Below are 16,229 nucleotides of genomic sequence, written 5' to 3'. Positions count from 1 at the left end.
TCGCAGCGTCAACTCGCCGAAACAGGCGCCTCCGTCGTGGTTTCGCGCGAACCACGCCTGAACGTGTCACCACGGTCGGCAACCGCCGAATCACCCAGTACCGCGCGCACACTCGCATCGGGCCTCAGGTCCAGCCGGCGCAGCAGCTGAGCATTGACGGCCACCACCACGGTGGACATCGACATGAGCAGCGCACCCACCGACATCGGCATCACGAAACCGACTGGTGCCAGCACGCCGGCTGCCAACGGTACCGAGAGCAGGTTGTATCCCGCTGCCCACCAGAGGTTCTGCTTCATCTTGCGGTAGGTGGCCTTCGACAGCTCGATCACCGACAGCACCGAGCGCGGGTCGGAGCTGCCCAGAATCACGCCCGCCGAGGCGATCGCGACGTCGGTGCCCGCACCGATCGCGATCCCGACATCGGCCTGCGCGAGCGCCGGGGCGTCGTTGACACCGTCGCCCACCATCGCGACTTTGTATCCCTCGCTTTGTAATTCGCTGACTTTCGCGGCCTTGTCTTCCGGCCGCACTCGCGCGAACACCCGGTCGATGCCCAGCTGCGCGGCCACCGCATCGGCGACCGCGGGCGCGTCGCCGGTGATCATCACGACACGCAGGCCCAGCCGGTGCAGCGCGTCGACGGCCTGGCGGGATTCCGGCCGGATCTCGTCGGCAAGCTCGAGCGCACCCACCACATCGCCGTCGACGACCACATGCAGCACGATCGCGCCTTCGTCGTGCCAGGCCGCCGTCTCCGGCAGTTCGTCGAGGCCTGCTTCCTCGAGCATGCGCGGCCCACCGACGCGCACGGTCCGCCCGTCGACCGTCGCGGTGACGCCGACCGCCGGCGCGGACGTGAAGTCGGTCCACCGGGGCAGCGACAACTCACGACGGCGAGCCTCGTCGACGATCGCGCGGGCCAGCGGATGCTCGCTGTCGGATTCGGCGGCCGCGGCAAGCGCCAGCACCTGATCCGCGCTGCCGACCGCCGCAGCGATGCCCGTGACGGCCGGCTCACCCTTGGTCAGCGTGCCGGTCTTGTCGAACAGCACCGTATCGACCGTGCGCATGCTCTCCAGCGCCAGCCGGTCCTTGACCAGCACGCCGCCGCGCGCCGCGCGCTCGGTGGCGATCGACACCACCAGCGGTATCGCCAGGCCCAGCGCGTGCGGGCAGGCGATCACCAGCACCGTGATGGTCCGGATCACCGCCTGGTCGGGGTGCCCGATGAAACCCCACACGATCGCGGTGATGATCGCCGAGCCCAGCGCGAACCAGAACAGCCAGCCGGCCGCGGTGTCGGCCAGCCGCTGGGCCCGCGACGACGAGTTCTGCGCCTCGGTGACCAGGCGCTGGATGCCGGCGAGTGCGGTGTCGTCGCCGACCGCCGTCACGCGGATACGCAGTCCGGAATCGGTGGCGACGGTGCCGGCGACCACCCGCTCGCCCGGTCCCCGGGACACCGGGCGGGATTCGCCGGTCACCATCGACTCGTCGATCGCGGCGGCTCCTTCGACGATTTCGCCGTCGGCCGGCACGCTGCCGCCGGGTCGCACGATCACCAGGTCCCCGACGCGAAGCTGCGCCGGCGCCACACGCACGGTCGCGTCGCCGTCGACGCGCTCGGCTTCGTCGGGCAGCAACGCGGCCAGCGAGTCGAGCGCCGAACTGGTTTGCGCCAGCGACCGCATCTCGATCCAATGGCCGAGCAACATGATCACGATCAGCAGCGCGAGTTCCCACCAGAAATCGAGTTGATGGCCGAGCACCCCGAGGCTCGCGCCCCAGGACGAGATGAACGCCACTACGATCGCCAACCCGATGAGCAGCATCATTCCCGGTGCGCGCGAACGGATTTCGCTGACCGCGCCGGTGAGGAAGGGCCGGCCACCCCACACGAAGATGACCGTGCCCAGCACAGGCGACACCCAGCGCAGCCCAGGAAGCTCAGGAAGTGAGTAGCCGAGGATCATCGCGAACATGCCCGAGGCGGCCACCGTCGGGATTGCGAGCAGCAGCATCAGCCAGAACAACCGCCGATATTGCGCGACGTGGTCGCTGTGGTCGCCGTGGCCGCCACCACAGTGGCCGGCCGGGGCGGCGTGCTCGTGGTGTCCGTGATGCTCGGTCATGCGGTCACTATACCCCTAGGGGGTATCAGCGGATGGCTCTGGCGGGGCGAAGGCGCCCTGCTGGTCAGTAGATGATCGGACCGCTGCCCGTCGAGGTGGGCGGCTTCACCGGCCCTACGGTCGGCCGAGAGATCGTCGGCTTCGAGGGTTTGACAGGACCGGCCGACGGCGACGGCGGCGTGGTGGAAACAGGCGGCTCCTCGATCACCGACGGCGTGGTGGTCACGGGCGGCTGCGGCTCGGGCTCTTCCGACGTCGTCGACGGGGTGAACACCGGAGCGGCCGATGTCCCCGACGACGGGCCGGCCGGCGGTGGCCCGGCGGGCGCGGTCGTGGTGACGGCAGGCGGCGCCTCGGATGGCTGCGCCGTCGGCGGAAGCGTGGTCACGGCGGGGATCGTCGTGGTGAGGTCGTCCGACGGCGGCGGTGCTGCCGGGGGGCCGGGCGGTGACGGCGCGACGACGCGCGGAGCCTGGAGCTGCCCGGTCGGCGGCGGCGCGGGCTTGGTGAGGTTCGCCGGCGCGATGTGCTCGTTGCGCTGGTGAAGCCACGCGATGGTCAGCCCGAGCACCAGAAGCAGCGCCAGCGCGGCAAGGGCGGCCGGCAGCGCCGTGCGCCGCGAGAACAGTGCCGGCTCCTCGCCTGCACCGGCTTCGGCGAGTGCCATCGGCTCGTCGCCGTCGGTGAGCGACGTGCTGGCGCACGTGAGGTTGACGTGGTCCAGCGTGCGGTCGCGCAACCATGCCGGGGCGGGAATGAACACCGGCACAGCACCCAGCAGCGCGACGGGGTTGACCATTCGCCGCCGCTCCTCGTCGCACACCGGGCACGATTCGATATGGCGCGCAATACGTTTGCGCATCAGCACCGTGAACTGGCCGTCCCACCCGGCCAAGATCTCACCCAATTCGGGGCATGCGTTCGGATTGCTGCGCACGCCACGCGACACCAGCAGCGCACCCAGTGAACGTTCGATGGTGTCACGCAGCCGCTGCGCCATCTTCTTCGCGTTGGCGGCGCTGACGCCCAGTGCCTCGGCAAGTTCGGGCCCGTCCAGCCCATGGCGGTACGCCAGCTCCAGCACCGCACGGTCCCGGTCGGACAGCCCTCCGGCCGCCTCCGCGATCAGGTCCGCGAGCTCACTGCGGGCGGCCAGGGTGTCCGGGCCGGCATCCGTCGACTCCACCTCCGGCAACTCGTCCGACGCACGTTCGCGGCTGCGCGCGCGGATGCAGCGCAGGCACTCGTTGCGGGCGATCGCATACAGCCACGGCCGCAGCTTGTCGGCCTCGCGGAGTTGGGGAAGCCGCGTGGCCGCCGCACAGAACACGTCCTGCACGCAGTCCGCAGCGGCGTCGCGGTCGCGCAGCATGCCGATGCAGAAGTCATGCAGCCGGTTGGCGTACCGGTCGTAGATCGTCGCGAACGCGCCACGGTCACCGCCCGCCGCAGCAGACGCCAGCTCGGCGTCGCTGACGAGGTCCCAATCGGGCAGAGCCGTCATCGCGGTGGTCCCCTCTGACTGCGTACTGATCGTAGTTCGCGACAAGGACACGCTGGACCCATCTGCAGAAGTTCAATCCGGCTAGCATCCGCTGCATGCTGGCCTCGCTGCGCTCGTCCGCCGGCCGAGCCCGGCAGTGGGCCAGCGCCTCGATCAACCGCGCGGGTTATCTGCGCAAGTGGCTGATCCTCGGTATCGCGATCGGTGTCATCGCCGGACTCGGCGCCGTCGTGTTCTACCTTGCGCTGGACTACGCCGGCCGCGTGCTGCTCGGCTACCTCGCCGACTACCACATCCCCAAACCCGTCGGTGACGGCGGCGACCCCGGCTCACCGCGCTTCACCAGACCCTGGGCGATCCCTCTGGTCACGGTCGCTGGAGCGCTCGCGTCCGCGGTGCTGGTGGCCAGGTTCGCGCCGGAAGCCGAAGGACACGGCACCGACAGCGCAATCGAGGCCGTGCACACCGATCCGCGCGCAATCCGCGGCCGCGCGATCGTCGTCAAGACCATCGCCAGCGCACTGACCATCGGCTCCGGCGGATCGGGAGGTCGGGAAGGCCCGGCAGCGCAGATCTCGGCGGGCTTCGGCTCGCTGCTCAGCCGCCAGCTCAACCTGACCGACGAGGACGGTCGCATCGCGGTGTCGCTGGGCATCGGCTCGGGCATCGGAGCGATCTTCGGCGCCCCGCTGGGCGGTGCGGTGCTGGCCGCATCGATCGTCTACCGCGACGACTTCGACTATCGCTCGCTGATTCCGGGGTTCATCACGTCGGCCACCGGCTACGCCGTGTTCGGCTCGATGCTCGGCTTCGAGCCGCTGTTCGGCGACGTGGCGTCGTCGTTCCAATTCCACCAACCGCTGCAGCTGATCTGGTTCGCGGTGTTGGGAATCGTCGCCGCGGCTGTGGGCTACCTGTACGCCAAGACGTTCTACGGCACCGTCGCGCTGACCGCGCGGCTGCCCGGGGGCACTGTGATCAAGCCGGCAGCCGGCGGGCTGGCCGTCGGGCTCCTCGCGCTGCTGCTGCCCCAGGTGCTGTCCAGCGGCTACGGCTGGGCGCAGAAGGCCGCCGCCGCGCAGACGCTGATGGCGATCCCGCTGTGGGTGGTGCTGTTGCTGCCGGCGGCCAAAATCGTGGCCACCTCGCTGTCGATCGGCACCGGCGGCTCGGGTGGCATCTTCGGCCCCGGTGTGGTGATCGGCGCCTTCACCGGAGCAGCGATCTGGCGGCTCGCGGACGCCCTGCACGCGCCCGGATTACCGAGCAACCCCGGCGTGTTCGTCGTCGTCGGCATGATGGCGTGCTTCGGCAGCATCGCGCATGCCCCGCTCGCGATGATCATCATGGTGGCGGAGATGACGACGTCGTTTTCGGTGCTGCCGTGCGCGATGGTTGCAGTCGGCATCGCCTACCTGCTGATTTCGCGTACGGACGTGTCGATCTACCGGGCGCAGCGGCGCAACCGCGAGACCGCCGGCGAAGAGCGCCGCGCCTAGCTAGGCGCTCTTCTTGTCCGACTTCGCTGCCTGCGCCGCGCCTTTCTCGGTCTTCTCACCCGCGTGCGTCAGCGCACCGCCGGCGTTCTCCAGATGCGCGCGCACGAACCACTGGAACTTCTCCAGCTCGGCGGCGTGGTCGATCAGCATGTCCTGGGTGACCAGGTCGAGGTCTTCGAGCTTGTCGATGTTCTTGCGGGTGTCTTCGATCACGCCGTTGTACACGAGGTCGAGCGCGGCCAGGTGCGCCTGCACGGTGTCGCGGTCGACGGAGTAGTCGTCCCAGGTGCGGTCTTTGATGATTGCCCCCGGCGTGCCCTTCGGCGAGTGGCCCAACGCGGCGATTCGCTCGGCGACCTCGTCGGCGTATTTGCGCACCAGCTTCACCTGCGGGTCGATCATCTCGTGGACGCCGATGAAGTTGGGCCCCACCACATTCCAATGGATGTGCTTGAGCGTCAGGTGCAGGTCGTTGTACCTGCTCAGCTGCTTTTGAAGCAGCTTGGCCACCTCCGCCCCTTGCTTGTCCGACATGCCCGGAACAGTGAACTGACCCATTGCCACTCCTCGTCCTGCGTTTCTTGACTCGGTCCAGCAAGGGCTACCCATGACGCCCCCCAGGAAAACGGACCCTTACAGCTTCGAAAGATTCTTGATCGCCTGCCGCGGGCCGAAGCGTTCGTAGCGGGCCATCCCGCTGACCTCCAGCAGCCGGACCACGCGATACCGGTGCGGCCGCAGCGGCTCCAGCAGCGTCACCATCTGCGCGTCGTCGATCGGATAGCCGAGCAGCGTGCGGCCGATCACCCGGGCCAGGTGGTAGTCGCCCACCGACAGTGCGTCGGCGTCGCCGAAGGCGCGTTGTGCGGTCTCGGCGGCCGTCCACACTCCCACCCCAGGCAGTGAAGTCAGCGCCTCGCGGGCCGCTTGCGGGCTGCGGCGGGTCAACCGCTCCAGCGCCGACGCGCGCTGCGCGCATCCGACGATCGTGCGGGCCCGGCCGGGGTCGACGTTGGCGCGGTGGAATTCCCAGGACGGGATGCGCCGCCAGACCTGCGCCGACGGCGGCACGCGCATGCGGGCAGGGGCCGGACCCGGCGCCGGTGCGCCGTACTTGGTGACCAGCACCCGCCACGACCGGAACGCGTCCGCACCGGCGACCCGCTGCTCCACCACCGCAGGAATCAGCGCCTCGAGCACGCGGCCGGTACGGCCCAGGCGCAGATGCGCCGCCTTGCGCCAGGCGGCGGTGATCGTCGGGTGCTGCGGCGCGAACCCGGCCGCGTCGTCGTCGAGCCCCAGCATCGCCGGCAGCGCGTCGGCGAATTCGGCAGCGCCCGCACCCCAAGCTTCGCAGTCCACCACGCACGGCGCCGACTTCGTGATCCGGGCCGTCACCGGGCCGCTGGGCATCAGGCTGGTCCGCCAGAGCGCTCCGTCGGGCGCCACCACGAAGCACGGATCGCCCCGGCCGCGTCGCAACGGGTCCAGAGTGGCCCGCGGTCGCGCCGGAGCGGGGAACGTGACGCTGCATTCGCATTTGATGAACCAATCGTGACATCCGTTGCGCGGGCTGAGCGGTCGGTGCGCCGCTCCGATGTAATGAAGCCTGGTTGTCCGCCAAGGTGACGGGGTAGAAAAGGTCGATGGGGTTCCGGGGTCCGAGCGCGCGGCGGCTCGAGCTGCTCGACGCGCCCGCCGGCGGCGGCTCGGGGGCCGTCACCGGTACCGAGTCTTTCGACGCGTGGTGGGACCGCATCCGCCGCACGGTGCGCACACACGTCCAGGACTTCGTCGACGTGCGATGCGCTGCCGACTTGGCCGGCGCCGGTGTCGACGTGGCCGTCGATGTGCTGGCGCAGTTCGTCTCAGGCGGGAAGTGCCTGCGCTCGACGTTCGCGTACCTGGGCTGGCGATGCGGCGCCGCCGAGGACACCCGCGCGCTGCGCGCCGCCGACGATGATGCCGCGCTCCGCGCGGCGGCCAGCTTCGAGCTGCTGCACGCCTTCGCGTTGCTGCAAGACGACGTGATGGACGGCTCGGCGCTGCGCCGCGGCCGCCCCGCCGCCCATGTGCAATTCGGCCACTGGCACCGTGACCGCAAGCTGTCCGGGTCGGCGCGCCGGTTCGGCGAGTCGGCCGCCATCCTGCTCGGCGACTTGTGCCTGGTCTGGGCCGCGCAGATGCTGCGTGAAAGCGGCCTGCCCGGCGAGGCGCTGAACCGCGCCTGGCCGCGGTACGACGCGATGCGCACCGAATTGGCGGTCGGCCAATTCGCGGATCTGGTGAACGACGCGCGGGGACTGCCCACACTGGACGACGTGCTCGACGTGGCGCGCCGCAAGTCCGGCAACTACACCGTGCGCCGCCCACTGGAAATCGGCGCCACGCTGGCCGGCTGCGACAACCGGACGCTGCTGCTGCTCGGCGGCTACGGCGCCGCGGTGGGCGAGGCCTTCCAGCTGCGTGACGACCTGCTGGGCATCTTCGGTTCGACCGCGGTCACCGGGAAGCCCAGCGGCGGCGACCTGTCCGAGCACAAGGCCACCAGCGTCGTCGTCGCGGCGCACCGGATGGCCGACCCGACGATCCGCCGCCAGCTCACCGAACTGATGCACAGCGACGAGATCGACGACGACGACATCGCCCGCTGGCGGACGCTGATCGTGGCCACCGGCGCAGTGCAGTGGATCGAGGAGATGATCGACGAGCGGGTCGCCGCGGCGCGTCAGCAGATCGGCGACACCCGGATCGACGAGTCGGTGCGTGCAGCGCTGGCCAACATGGCGACCGTCTGCACCGCGCGGACCGCATGATGATCCGCACTGTCGGAGGGCACGCAGATCACGTCGTCGTGGTCGGCGCGGGCCTGGCCGGTCTCTCGGCCGCGCTGCACCTGGCTGGGCGCGGCCGCCAGGTGACCGTCGTCGAACGGGAGCCGGTTCCAGGTGGCCGGGTCGGTCGGGTCGACGCGCGCGGTTATCTGCTCGACACCGGCCCGACGGTGCTGACGATGCCCGACATCATCGACGACATGTTCGCCGCGGTCGGTGAAAGCCGTTCTGCCCGGCTGGATTTGGTGCCGGTTCAGCCGGCGTATCACGCCGCGTTCGCCGACGGCAGCGAGCTCGACGTGCACACAGAGCCGGGCGCAATGACCGCCGAAGTCGAAGCATTCGCCGGGCCGGACGCGGCAGCGGGCTATCTGCGGCTGCGCGAATGGCTGACTCGGCTTTACCGCACCGAATTCGACGGCTTCATCGCCGCGAACTTCGATTCCCCGCTGGGCTTGCTCACGCCGCAACTCGCGCGACTGGCCGCGCTCGGCGGCTTTCGCCGGTGGGCACGGGTGGTGCAGCGGTTCATCGACGACGAGCGGCTGCGGCGGGTGTTCACGTTCCAGTCGCTGTATGCCGGCGTGCCGCCGCACCGGGCGCTGGCCGTGTATGCGGTGATCGCCTACATGGATACCGTTGCGGGCGTCTACTTTCCGCGGGGTGGGATGCGTGCGCTGCCCGACGCGCTCGCCGCGGCGGGCGCTGACGCCGGCGTGCGGTTCGAGTACTCGTCAGCTGTCACCGCGCTGGAGACGTCCGGCGACCGGGTCAGCGCCGTCCACACCGAGCGCGGCAGCCGCATCGCCTGCGACGCGGTGGTGCTGACCACCGAACTGCCGCAGACGTACCGGCTTCTCGGTCGCACACCGCGCCGGCCGTTGCGGCTGCGTCCCGCGCCGTCGGCCGTGGTCGCCCACGTCGGCTGCGCCGCAGTGCAATCCGGTGCACACCACACGATCCTGTTCGGGCACGCGTGGGAGCAGACCTTCGACGACATCATCCGCACCGGCCGACCGATGACCGACCCGTCGCTGCTGGTGACCCGGCCCACCGCCACCGACGCACCATTGGCGCCGCCGGGTCGCGACCTGCTGTACATCCTGGCTCCGGCACCGAATCTCGCCCGCGGACAAGTGGATTGGGACACCATGGCTGACGGTTACGCCGCACGCCTGCTCGACACCGTGCGGAACAGACTTCCCGGTGTCGGCGACGACGCCGAACTGCTGCACCTGGTGACTCCGGCCGATTGGGCCCGGCAGGGCATGCTGGCGGGCACGCCGTTCGCACTGGCGCACACGTTCGCCCAGACCGGGCCGTTCCGGCCTGCCAACACCGTTCGCGGAGTGGCCAACGCGGTGCTCGCGGGTTCGTCGACGGTGCCGGGTGTCGGGGTGCCCACCGCGTTGCTGTCGGGGCGGCTCGCTGCCGACCGGATCACCGGACCGCTGCAGCAGCCCGCACGCAGGATCATCGCTACCGAAGGCAGCAAAGCATGATCCGGTCCGAGCTCGACGCGGCAGGGGTGACGCAGCCGCGGCTACGAATGGCCTACTGCCGCTGCCGCGATCTCAACGCCCGCCACGGCCGCACGTTCTTCTTGGCCACCCGGCTGCTGACACCGGCGCAGCGGCCCGCCGTGCATGCGTTGTACGGGTTCGCCAGGCTGGCCGACGACATTCTCGACGACTTTGATTCGCCGCTCGACACCGAGGCCAAAGAGGCGGGCCTGCAACGACTTTCGGATCTCTTTTTCGAAGGCGGCACCGCTGACGACGAGGAGACGGACCTGGTGCTCACGGCGGTGCGCCACACCGCGGCGTTCTACGGCATCGCCCCGGAACTGTTCCGCGACTTCTTGGCGTCGATGCGGATGGACCTGACGGTCACCGACTATCCCGACCGCGCGGCGCTGGAGCGCTACATGCACGGCTCGGCGGAAGTCATCGGCTTGCAGCTGCTGCCGGTACTCGGCACGGTCGGCCCCGCCGACGAGGCGGCTCCCTACGCTGCGGCGCTGGGTCAAGCGTTTCAGCTCACCAACTTCCTGCGTGACGTCGACGAAGACTTGGCCAGAGAGCGGGTGTACCTGCCGGCCGATGAGCTCGCCTCGTTCGGCGTCGACCGCGAGTTGTTGACGTGGTGTCACGAACACCGGCGCACCGATCCACGGGTGCGCCGAGCGCTGTCCGCGCAGCACCACATCACCCGTGGCATCTACCGGTTCGCCGCCGAGGGTGTGCAGATGCTGGCGCCGTGGTCGCGGCCGTGTGTGGCCACCGCACTGACCCTGTACTCCGAGATCCTCGACTGCATCGAGGAAAGCGATTTCGCGGTGTTCAGCCAGCGCGCCCGGGTCGGCACCGCGCGTCGGCTGCAGGTGGCCGGCGGTGCGCTGATCCAGGCGTGGCGGGCGCGGCGCGGGCAGGCCGCGTAGCCGTGGACCGATGGCAGTACCTGCTGGTGCTGGGCGCCTGCCTGCTCGTCACCGCGCCGCTGGAGTTTTTCGGTCCCGGCGTATACCGCCAGCCGTGGCGCACCGTTCGGTCGGTGCTGCCGGTCGCGTTGCTGTTCGTCGTCTGGGATGCACTGGCGGTCGCGGCGCACGTGTGGACGTACAACCCGCGCTACATCAGCGGAGTTCACGTCGGCTTCGGCATTCCGCTGGAGGAATTACTGTTCTTCATCGTGATCCCGTTGTGCGGCCTGCTCACCTACAACGCGGTGACGGCGATGCTCGGCCGGCTCAGGCGCCGCTCGTGAGCGGGCTCGGCTATACGCTTCCCGCGGTGGTCGCGGCCGCCGCCGTCGTCGCGCTCGAGGTGGTGGTGTGGCGCACCGGGCTGTTCCGCAAGACCGCGTACTGGCTGTCCATGTCGATCGTGATCGGCTTCCAGGTTCTCGTCGACGGCTGGCTCACCAAATTGAGCGCACCGATCGTCGTCTACGACGACGCGCACACCGTCGGCGTCCGGTTTCCGTTCGACATTCCCGTCGAGGACTTCCTGTTCGGGTTCGCGTTGGTGACGGCGGTGCTGTTGCTATGGGAGCGGCAACGTGACAGTCGGTGACGCCGGCCTGCCGCGCGACGCGGTGCCCTCGGCGTTCGACGTCGGCGCACAGGCCTATGACCGCATGGTGGGTGCCAATCCCGGCTACCACGAGCATCTGCGAATCTCAGTGCAGCGCATGCGTATTCCGAACCGCGGGCGCGGATTGCGGCTGCTCGACGCCGGGTGCGGCACCGGGGCGTCGACGGCGGCGCTGCTCGCCGCGGCGCCGGAAGCTCAGATCGTCGCGGTCGACGCGTCGGCCGGGATGCTGCGTGAGGCGCAAGCCAAGACGTGGCCGCCGTCGGTGCAGTTCGTCCACGGCCGCATCGAAGATCTCGCCGACCTCGGCGTCACCGGACCATTCGACGGCATCCTGGCGGCCTACCTGGTGCGCAACCTGGCCGACCCCGACGCGCAGCTGAAGCGCTTCCTGACGTTGCTGCGGCCGGGCGGAACCCTTGCGGTGCACGAATATTCGGTACGTGATTCGCGCGCGGCGACGCTGACGTGGAGCGCGGTGTGCTGGGGCATCATCATCCCGTCGGGTTTCCGGCACACCCGCGACACCGCGCTGTACCGGCACCTGTGGCGCAGCGTGCTGGCGTTCGACGGCGCCACCCGCTTCCGCCGCCGGCTGGCCGACGCGGGGTTCGTGGCCGTGCACAGCGAGACGATGACGGGCTGGCAGCGCAACATCGTCCACACCTTCCTGGCCGACGCTCCCCATGACTAGCAACGGTTTTCGCGATCCGCGCCGTGTGACGCACGCCGCCGAGCCCGGCTTGCCGAACGTAGACTCACTGGCGTCCAGACCGCACGCGGTGGTGGTGGGTGCGGGAATTGCGGGACTGGCCGCAGCGACCGGACTTGCCGAGCGCGGCGTGAGCGTCGAGGTGCTGGAGCGACAACGGTATCTCGGCGGCCGGGTCGGCGGGTGGTCCGAGACGCTGCCCGACGGCACTTCCGTCGCGATGAACCGTGGCTTCCACGCGTTCTTCCGCCAGTACTACAACTTGCGAAACCTGTTGCGGCGCACCGATACTGCGCTGAGCCAACTGACCGCCGTCGACGACTACCCGCTGGTCGACGCCCAGGGCCGCCGCGACACGTTCCGCGGGCTGCCGCGCACCCCGCCGTGGAATGCGCTGTTGTTTGCACTTCGCAGCCCCACGTTCCGGCTACGGGACTTCATCGCGCTCGACGCCCGCGCCGCCGCACCGCTGGCCGCGGTGTCGGTGCCGGACATCTACCACCGTCTCGACGACGTCGACGCCGAAACGTTTCTGCACCACATCAACTTCCCCGACGCAGCGCGGCACCTGGCGTTCGAGGTGTTCTCGCGCAGCTTCTTCGCCGAGCCCACGGAGCTGTCAGCGGCCGAGCTGGCGACGATGTTCCACATCTATTTCCTTGGCTCCAGCGAGGGCTTGGTGTTCGATGTCGCCGCCGCCAACTTCGACACCTGCCTATGGGAACCGTTGCGGCAGTATCTGTCCGACCGGGGTGTGCAGTTCCGCACCGGAGTATCGGTGTCGTCGATCGGCACCGACGGCCCCAGAGCGTTTCGCGTGCATGGTGATTCGATCGACCCGGTCGACACCGACGCTGTCGTCCTCGCCCCCGACGTCAGCGGGCTGCGCGCGATCGTCGGCGCGTCACCGGATCTCGGCGACGAAGCGTGGCGCGAGACGGTGGCGGCCCTGCGGACGGCGCCACCGTTCGTCGTACAGCGGCTGTGGCTCGACCGTCCGGTCAAGCCGCAACGGCCGGCGTTCCTCGGCACCGGGGGACTGCCGCCGCTGGACAACATCAGCGTGCTGAACCGCTATGAGCGCCAAGCGATCGACTGGTCACGGCGCCACGGCGGCGCCGTCGTCGAGCTGCACTCGTACGCCGTGCGTGACCGCGACGGGCTGACGGAGCGGTTGCTCACTCGGCTGCATGAGCTGTACCCCGAGACCCGCGACGCAAAGGTGGTCGCCGAACGAACCTTGTGGCGCGACGATTGCCCCCGGTTCGCCCCGGGCGATTTCGCCCGCCGGCCACCCGTCACCACGCCACACCCTCGGCTGATGCTCGCCGGCGACGGCATCCGCATCGACCTGCCGGTGGCGCTGATGGAACGCGCGGCCACTACCGGGTTCACCGCGGCCAACAAGCTGCTGGCCGGCTGGGGGCTGGCCGGGCACCCACTGCATACCGTGCCGACGCAGGGCCGCATTCCGCTGCTGCGCCGCCTGGCGGGTCAAAGGCAACAACTGGTCGTGAGAGGGCACAGCTCGCCGTGAAGTGGCCGAAAAGCTTTCCAATCCAAGTCCTTCCGCGCACTCAGTGGGCGCAGCAGCCACCCACCTACCGCGACGCCGAACCGGCGATCATCGACGCGGCGCTGCGACGCGCACAGCGGCGGCCGTCGGGCAACTGGTACGCGTTCGCCGCCAGCAGCAACGTGCGAAGCCGGCGCCCGTTCGGCACGACAGTCGCCGGAGTGGAGATCGTCGCGTGGCGCGACGGGAACGGCGGGCTGCACGTCGGCCCCGCCACCTGCCCGCATCTGGGCGCCGATCTGGCTACGGGAACGGTGGACTGCGGGGCACTCGTCTGCCCGTGGCACGGGCTGCGCCTCACCGGCAGCCCCGAGTTCGGATGGAAGCCGCTGCCAAGTCACGACGACGGCGTGCTGGTGTGGGTGCGACTGGACCGCATCGGTGGCGAGGAGTCCACCCCGCAGCCGGTAATTCCGTTGCGGCCCAGCGGGATTCGGCTCGACGCGGTGACGCGGCTAGTCGGCACCTGCGAGCCGGACGACGTCATCGCCAACCGGCTCGACCCGTGGCACGGCGCCTGGTTCCATCCGTACTCGTTCACCCGGCTGGAAGTCCTCAGCGCGCCGCCGCCCGACGCCGACGACGACACCGACCGCTTCCTCGTCGCCGTCACGTTCAAGATGGGCCGGTTCGGCGTACCGGTGATCGCGGAGTTCACCAGCCCGGAGCGGCGCACGATCGTGATGCGGATCGTCGACGGCGAGGGCGCCGGCAGCGTGGTCGAGACGCACGCGACACCACTGGGCGCAGGGCCCGACGGGCACCCGCGCACGGCGGTGATCGAGGCAGTGATCGCCCACTCCGACCGGTCAGGTTTCGCCCGGACCCGACACGTCGCCCCGATGATCACGCCGCTGATGCGCTACGCCGCCACTCGGCTGTGGCGCGATGACCTCGCCTACGCCGAGCGCCGCTATCACGTGCGCACCCGTAGCTAGCGCGATCTCCACGCTCGGCGCACCCGTGGCTAGCCGACGGTGATCTCGGCCTTGTCCGGATAGAACGCGACGTGGCCGGCGATCGCGGCCACCTCCTCGTATGGGTGCTCGTAGGTCCAGATCGCATCTTCGACCGTGCCCGCAGGGGTCACCACGCTGTAGTAGCTCGCGTCGCCCTTGAACGGGCAGTAGGTCGCGGTGTCAGTGGGCCGCAACAGGTCGTGGTTGACGTCGCTGCGCGGGATGTATTGGACGGGCGGATACGTCGACTCTTGCAGCGTAAGCGCGTTGTCGGTGTCGGCCACCACCTCGCCGTTGACGCGGACGGTGACGTGTCCGACGGTCGGGGTGATCGTGATCGGGTGGCGGGCGCTCGGTTGCAGACGCGGCTTGCTCATAGGACAGTCAACGCCGCGTCGGGAATAAGATTCCCGGCTAGCCCGCCTTCGATTTCCTGGCCGCTGCCCGCAAATCCACCCAGAACCGCGCCGCGGCGCGAATCGAATCCTCGACCGGCTGCGGCTGCCAGCCCAGCTCCCGCACCGCCTTGCTGTGGTCGAGTGGCGCTTCGGCCCGCATCAACCTCAGCGACCGCAGGGTCAGCATCTCGCGGCTGCCGCGGCGCGACTTGAGGCTTCCCATCGCCGCCATGCCGTACAACACGGGCAACGACACGGATCGGCGGGGCACCGGCGCACCGGCCGCCTCCGCCGCGATCCGCACGATCTGCGCGTTGGTCATCATCTTCTCGGAGACGATGTAGCGCTCGCCGTTGCGCCCGCGCTCGGCGGCCAGGATCATGGCCCGCGCCGCATCGTCGACGCCGACGACCTCCAGGGCGATGCCGTTCATCACGAACGGCACCTTGCCGAATGCGGCGCCGGCGATCATCGCGCCGTGCGGCGTCATCGCCCAGTCGCCGGGCCCGTAGGTGGTGGACACGCACATCGCGACCGCGGGCAACCCGTGGTCGGCGGCGTAGCGCAGTACCAACTGCTCGGCCTGCAGCCGCGACAACACGTACGGGCCCAACGACCGCCGCCAGTGCAGCTGGTCCTGCTCGGTGGCGACGTGCCCTCGGCGGCGGCCGATCGTCACGTAGCTGCTGGTGAACACGAACCGCCGCAGTGGCATCGTGCGAGCCACCTCGAGCACGTTGCGGGTGCCCTCGACGTTCGTCCGAAACAGCGGCGCGGGATCCCGCAGCCAGGCGCGGGTGTCCGCCACGCAGTAGTAGACGACGTCGCAGCCGGTCATCGCCTCGCGCAGCACCTCGGTGTCGAACACGTCGCCGTGAAACCGTTGCACCGCAAGATCGTCGATGCCTTTGGTGTTCGCGCCGCTGCGCACCATCGCCCGCACATCGGCGCCGCTTTCCACCAGCTGGCGGGTGACGTGGCTGCCCAGGAATCCGTTCGCGCCGATCACCAGAGACGTCGTCATCGGTATTGCTCCATCCAGCGGGCCGCCTCGTCGGGCAGCGTGCCGAGCTGTTGTGCCTTGCGGCACCACTTCATCGTCGCCTTGAGGAACCGCAGCGGGTTGTAGACGTCCTCTTGACGGCGCCACAGCCCGTCGCCGGCGTAGGTGATGATCGAGATGTTCGTGGCGCTGATGATCGTGCCGTCGCCGGGGTCGGCCATCGGGTTGTCGAGCTCCATGATGATTCGTCCCGTCGGCTCGTCGACCACAGACCACAGCGTCGGAAACGCGGTCATGTAGCTGCCCGGGAACGTGGTCATCGTCTTCCAGATCCACTCCCGCACTTCGTCGCGGCCCCGCATCGTGCCGGCGGCATGCTCCACATATTCGACGTCTGCGGTGTACTGCTGCACCCACGGGTCCCAGTCGCGGGTCTCGGCGGCCCGCGCCACGGTCTGCTCGAAGTGCTCGAACGCCGCCGTCAACTCGTCGCGGCCAAAACCGGTCACAGCTC

At 69.6% G+C, this 16,229-nt stretch carries 16 protein-coding genes; 9 read left to right on the top strand and 7 right to left on the bottom strand.

Features of this window, described 5'->3' with window-relative positions; all coding sequences use genetic code 11:
• Positions 1-8 precede the first annotated feature (8 nt).
• Positions 9-2,135 carry a heavy metal translocating P-type ATPase gene (locus AC5Y39_RS00535; protein ID WP_500015787.1) on the bottom strand — a complete coding sequence of 709 codons (2,127 nt, stop codon included), beginning with the start codon at positions 2,133-2,135 and terminating at the stop codon, positions 9-11.
• Positions 2,136-2,199: 64 nt separating this feature from the next.
• Entirely contained in the window at positions 2,200-3,639 is a 1,440-nt protein-coding gene (locus tag AC5Y39_RS00530; protein ID WP_500015786.1) for an RNA polymerase sigma factor, read from the bottom strand.
• 95 nt (positions 3,640-3,734) lie between these two features.
• Between AC5Y39_RS00530 and AC5Y39_RS00525 the strand changes: the two genes are divergently transcribed.
• Complete coding sequence (locus AC5Y39_RS00525; RefSeq protein WP_500015785.1) at positions 3,735-5,138, top strand: chloride channel protein; 1,404 nt, start codon at positions 3,735-3,737, stop codon at positions 5,136-5,138.
• Here AC5Y39_RS00525 and AC5Y39_RS00520 read toward each other — a convergent pair whose 3' ends face one another.
• Both AC5Y39_RS00520 and AC5Y39_RS00515 read right to left on the bottom strand, forming a co-directional pair.
• Positions 5,139-5,696, bottom strand: coding sequence for a Dps family protein (locus AC5Y39_RS00520; RefSeq protein ID WP_500015784.1), 558 nt, complete (start codon positions 5,694-5,696; stop codon positions 5,139-5,141).
• 75 nt (positions 5,697-5,771) lie between these two features.
• Complete coding sequence (locus AC5Y39_RS00515) at positions 5,772-6,683, bottom strand: DNA-3-methyladenine glycosylase family protein (RefSeq protein WP_500016104.1); 912 nt, start codon at positions 6,681-6,683, stop codon at positions 5,772-5,774.
• A gap of 101 nt (positions 6,684-6,784) precedes the next feature.
• Between AC5Y39_RS00515 and AC5Y39_RS00510 the strand changes: the two genes are divergently transcribed.
• The 8 genes from AC5Y39_RS00510 to AC5Y39_RS00475 are packed head-to-tail and all read left to right on the top strand — an operon-like array spanning position 6,785 to position 14,293.
• Complete coding sequence (locus AC5Y39_RS00510; protein WP_500015783.1) at positions 6,785-7,954, top strand: polyprenyl synthetase family protein; 1,170 nt, start codon at positions 6,785-6,787, stop codon at positions 7,952-7,954.
• Between the two features lie 2 nt (positions 7,955-7,956).
• Complete coding sequence (crtI, locus tag AC5Y39_RS00505) at positions 7,957-9,474, top strand: phytoene desaturase family protein (RefSeq protein ID WP_500016103.1); 1,518 nt, start codon at positions 7,957-7,959, stop codon at positions 9,472-9,474.
• A complete protein-coding gene (locus AC5Y39_RS00500) occupies positions 9,471-10,412 on the top strand; it encodes a phytoene/squalene synthase family protein (protein WP_500015782.1) in 942 nt (313 codons plus the stop codon). Before crtI ends, AC5Y39_RS00500 begins: the two co-directional genes overlap by 4 nt.
• A gap of 2 nt (positions 10,413-10,414) precedes the next feature.
• A complete protein-coding gene (locus AC5Y39_RS00495) occupies positions 10,415-10,738 on the top strand; it encodes a lycopene cyclase domain-containing protein (RefSeq protein WP_500015781.1) in 324 nt (107 codons plus the stop codon).
• The gene (locus AC5Y39_RS00490; protein ID WP_500015780.1) at positions 10,735-11,046 is read left to right on the top strand and encodes a lycopene cyclase domain-containing protein; all 312 of its coding nucleotides are present in this window, start codon (positions 10,735-10,737) and stop codon (positions 11,044-11,046) included. The genes AC5Y39_RS00495 and AC5Y39_RS00490 overlap by 4 nt, the downstream gene beginning before the upstream one ends.
• Complete coding sequence (locus AC5Y39_RS00485) at positions 11,033-11,761, top strand: class I SAM-dependent methyltransferase (protein ID WP_500015779.1); 729 nt, start codon at positions 11,033-11,035, stop codon at positions 11,759-11,761. The genes AC5Y39_RS00490 and AC5Y39_RS00485 overlap by 14 nt, the downstream gene beginning before the upstream one ends.
• Complete coding sequence (locus AC5Y39_RS00480) at positions 11,754-13,316, top strand: FAD-dependent oxidoreductase (protein ID WP_500015778.1); 1,563 nt, start codon at positions 11,754-11,756, stop codon at positions 13,314-13,316. Before AC5Y39_RS00485 ends, AC5Y39_RS00480 begins: the two co-directional genes overlap by 8 nt.
• Positions 13,313-14,293 carry a Rieske (2Fe-2S) protein gene (locus AC5Y39_RS00475; protein WP_500015777.1) on the top strand — a complete coding sequence of 327 codons (981 nt, stop codon included), beginning with the start codon at positions 13,313-13,315 and terminating at the stop codon, positions 14,291-14,293. Before AC5Y39_RS00480 ends, AC5Y39_RS00475 begins: the two co-directional genes overlap by 4 nt.
• Before the next feature lie 29 nt (positions 14,294-14,322).
• Here the strand turns inward: AC5Y39_RS00475 and AC5Y39_RS00470 are convergent, their stop codons facing one another.
• Genes AC5Y39_RS00470 through AC5Y39_RS00460 form a run of 3 tightly spaced genes read right to left on the bottom strand, consistent with a single transcriptional unit; the run spans position 14,323 to position 16,224 of the window.
• Complete coding sequence (locus tag AC5Y39_RS00470; protein WP_500015776.1) at positions 14,323-14,691, bottom strand: DUF427 domain-containing protein; 369 nt, start codon at positions 14,689-14,691, stop codon at positions 14,323-14,325.
• 37 nt (positions 14,692-14,728) lie between these two features.
• A complete protein-coding gene (locus AC5Y39_RS00465) occupies positions 14,729-15,736 on the bottom strand; it encodes an NAD-dependent epimerase/dehydratase family protein (protein WP_500015775.1) in 1,008 nt (335 codons plus the stop codon).
• Positions 15,733-16,224 (bottom strand): nuclear transport factor 2 family protein, encoded by a 492-nt coding sequence (locus tag AC5Y39_RS00460; RefSeq protein ID WP_500015774.1) that lies wholly within the window; start codon positions 16,222-16,224, stop codon positions 15,733-15,735. The genes AC5Y39_RS00465 and AC5Y39_RS00460 overlap by 4 nt, the downstream gene beginning before the upstream one ends.
• Positions 16,225-16,229: the final 5 nt, after the last annotated feature.

Source organism: Mycobacterium sp. NGS39 (assembly GCF_059812765.1).
Note: the sequence above shows the minus strand (reverse complement) of the source record. Positions and strands in the feature narration are given on the sequence as shown.

Bases quoted from the DNA above. Each gene is read 5' to 3' on its own strand.
- AC5Y39_RS00465 (WP_500015775.1), bottom strand. From the start codon at position 15,736: ATGACGACGTCTCTGGTGATCGGCGCGAACGGATTCCTGGGCAGCCAC.
- AC5Y39_RS00500 (WP_500015782.1), top strand. From the start codon at position 9,471: ATGATCCGGTCCGAGCTCGACGCGGCAGGGGTGACGCAGCCGCGGCTA.
- AC5Y39_RS00535 (WP_500015787.1), bottom strand. From the start codon at position 2,135: ATGACCGAGCATCACGGACACCACGAGCACGCCGCCCCGGCCGGCCAC.
- AC5Y39_RS00520 (WP_500015784.1), bottom strand. From the start codon at position 5,696: ATGGGTCAGTTCACTGTTCCGGGCATGTCGGACAAGCAAGGGGCGGAG.
- AC5Y39_RS00480 (WP_500015778.1), top strand. From the start codon at position 11,754: ATGACTAGCAACGGTTTTCGCGATCCGCGCCGTGTGACGCACGCCGCC.
- AC5Y39_RS00470 (WP_500015776.1), bottom strand. From the start codon at position 14,691: ATGAGCAAGCCGCGTCTGCAACCGAGCGCCCGCCACCCGATCACGATC.
- AC5Y39_RS00530 (WP_500015786.1), bottom strand. From the start codon at position 3,639: ATGACGGCTCTGCCCGATTGGGACCTCGTCAGCGACGCCGAGCTGGCG.
- AC5Y39_RS00510 (WP_500015783.1), top strand. From the start codon at position 6,785: ATGGGGTTCCGGGGTCCGAGCGCGCGGCGGCTCGAGCTGCTCGACGCG.
- AC5Y39_RS00525 (WP_500015785.1), top strand. From the start codon at position 3,735: ATGCTGGCCTCGCTGCGCTCGTCCGCCGGCCGAGCCCGGCAGTGGGCC.